This is a genomic window from Xanthomonas populi, from assembly GCF_002940065.1.
Classification (GTDB): Bacteria; Pseudomonadota; Gammaproteobacteria; order Xanthomonadales; family Xanthomonadaceae; genus Xanthomonas; species Xanthomonas populi.
In genome coordinates this window covers 1-2,632 of record NZ_MDEJ01000246.1, presented here as the reverse complement: position 1 = coordinate 2,632, position 2,632 = coordinate 1, and the positions used below count along the sequence as shown (strand labels likewise).

1 protein-coding gene and 1 pseudogene are annotated in these 2,632 nt (G+C 60.0%); both read right to left on the bottom strand.

Annotation, left to right across the window (positions count from 1 at the left end):
• Nucleotides 1-275: 275 nt before the first annotated feature.
• Entirely contained in the window at nt 276-1,151 is an 876-nt protein-coding gene (locus XpopCFBP1817_RS22350; RefSeq protein ID WP_208619684.1) for a hypothetical protein, read from the bottom strand.
• Between the two features lie 1,291 nt (nt 1,152-2,442).
• Nucleotides 2,443-2,632 (bottom strand): annotated as a pseudogene (locus XpopCFBP1817_RS20420) (IS30 family transposase); the annotation flags it as partial.

The following is a 2,632-nucleotide window of genomic DNA, read 5'->3' as shown; positions in this document are numbered from 1 at the left end:
CGCTTTGAGAAGCTCGACGTCATGTTCCTCGGATTCCTGAGCTTCGTCCTGATCGTTGAAGGGCTTCGTATGTGTTAACAAGGCCCTAGATAACGTTGGCAAGAGCTGGGGGCGAGCAAGAGATGGCAGCGTCCAAGGCGAATGATGACACGGCCCCGCTTCGGCGGGGTCTTTCGTTTCCGGGAAGCGGCCAGCTCGTTGCCATCGTCAGACGCAAGACATATTCAACGCAGCTTTATAAAAATACGAAAGGACGACCGCCAGCCAGATAGCTGCTATCCAGCTGTTAGATTATATTTAGACTTCCCGGAACCCGGCGCGGACACCGGGTCAAGGGCGGCATCGCAAGCCACAGCGCGGCCGCAGGCCGTGACCGGGTGAAGATGTCCGGCGAAGCGAACCCTTGATGCGGTTGCAGCGCCCAAGCCTCCGCGAAAAGGGCAGGCAAAGCGGAGCGGCGGCCTGCTCCCGAGTTTCCTGGCGGCGAGGGCGGGGAGTCCAGAGGGGCAGTGCCCCTTTGGACTTGATGTCATTCTTAGGCTAATTGGGGGTCTGTAGGGATTCGTGTAAAAAAACAGCCAGAAGTGAGCTAACTTGCTGTCAGCCAAGAAATTTTTCACGAATCCTGCCGACCCTCTCACTGGCCTGGGGTTTTGTAAGCCGGAATCCCAGAAAATTCCGTCACTCCCTTTCCAGTCTGGCCACGAGCACATCCAAGTCGAGGGCTGGCAGGCATTCGTGTAAAAAAAGCCAAAATTGAGCGGAATTTCTATCAGAAAAGGATTTTCACGAATTTCCGCCGACCCCCATCCTGGGCGGTTCACCTGCTTCTGACGCTTGTTCTGACGCTTGTACAGCGCGCTTCTTGACACGAAATCCCCCTTGACCTCGTCTAACACCTTCTCACGCATGCGCAGCGCGCCTCTTGACACGATGTCCCCCTTGACCGGGTCGGTCACCTTCTTACGCTTGGCCAGCGTGTTTCTTGACACGGTGTCCCCCTTGACCTTGTCGACTACCTTCTCACGGCTGTACTTCGTGTTTCTTGACACGATGTCCCCCTTGACGGGGTCGAACACCTTCCGACGCCTGTACTCACGCATGTACAGCGCGTTTGCTGACACGTTTTTCCCCGTGACCGGGTCGAACACCTCCTTACGCTTTCGCCGGGCCGTGCTGGAGCCGGGAGTCTGTGAGGGAAGACCGGGGGCAGCCGGCGCCTCGCCCGTGCTGGCGGGAGCCGGCATGACCGTCGCGTGCGTCGACGAACCGGCCAACGATGAGGCGGAAGGGGCCCGAGAGTGTCCAACGATATGGGAATAGCTCAATGGAGGTGGGGGCGCGATTGCCGGCTGCTCCGGCCGGTTGGCAACATCCTGCAAAGCAGGGGCACTTTCGGCACAGGATGCATCGTCTGGTAGGTTCAGAAAGTCCATCGGGTCAAACGAACCCTCTCCGGACTGCGACAATGTCGGCGGTGGCGCAGGTGGCACGGACTGCATGGAGGTGGAGGCGCGGTGGAGGAGGTGTTGCTGAATCTCCTCGATGCGATACGGCGTGTGATGGGCGGGCAGAGCAGGCCGTCTCAACGCAGGTGCCATCTCACCCAATGCGGCCGGCCCCTCGCCCGTGCTGGCGGGAGCCGGCATGACCGTGGCGTGCGTCGACGAACCGGCCAACGATGAGGCGGAAGGGGCCCGAGAGTGTCCAACGATATGGGAATAGCTCAATGGAGGGGGGCGCGATTGCCGGCGGCTCCGGCCGGTTGGCAACATCCTGCAAAGCAGGGGCACTTTCGGCACAGGATGCATCGTCTGGTAGGTTCAGAAAGTCCATCGGGTCAAACGAACCCTCTCCGGACTGCGACGATGTCGGCGGTGGCACAGGTGGCACAGGTGGCACGGACTGCATGGAGGTGGAGGCGCGGTGGAGGAGGTGTTGCTGAATCTCCTCGATCCGATACGGCCTGGGATCGGCGGGCGGAGCACGCCGTTTCCAATTAGGAGGTGCTATATCACGCAATTCCGCCAACGCGTCCTGGCCGCGTGGGTGCGGCGCAAATTGACGGTGTCGGTGATTTCCTGATCGCGCGAGCCGGGATCGTGTATGGGGTTGTCGATCAGTTCATTGGCGATAATGGCTGAACAGGGCGAAAGAGGGCGCATTCTTGAGTCCTCGTCGTCTTTCCGGAGAAGCCTTGATTTAACCGGCTTTTTGGTAAGCCCCCTGCGGAAACAGCGAAATCATTAGGGCACATTGCGAACATAAGGTGCTGGGGGCCGCCGTCGCCGCGCCAGCGTCTTGGCCGGCCTGGCCGGCTTGGGGGTCGGCGGGAATCTGTGAAAAAGTCCGTGCTGACAGCGAGTCAGCTCACTTTTGAAGGTCGGCGGTGAAAAGAGCCTGACCCCTAACTGCATCAACGCGCAACAGCCAGAAAACCAAGTAGACATCGGCCTGCAGCGCAGTGGCGATGAGTCGATGATCGGCACATTCCTTGCTGTTGTCTGCGGTCAGGGTATGCACGGCGTGGCGCAGTTGCCCAGGCGTTGGACGATGGCGTTACGCACGTTCTGGGCCGTGCCATCGGGCGAGTAGGCAAGCAGATGCAGGCGACTGCGACGTTCGGTCATGC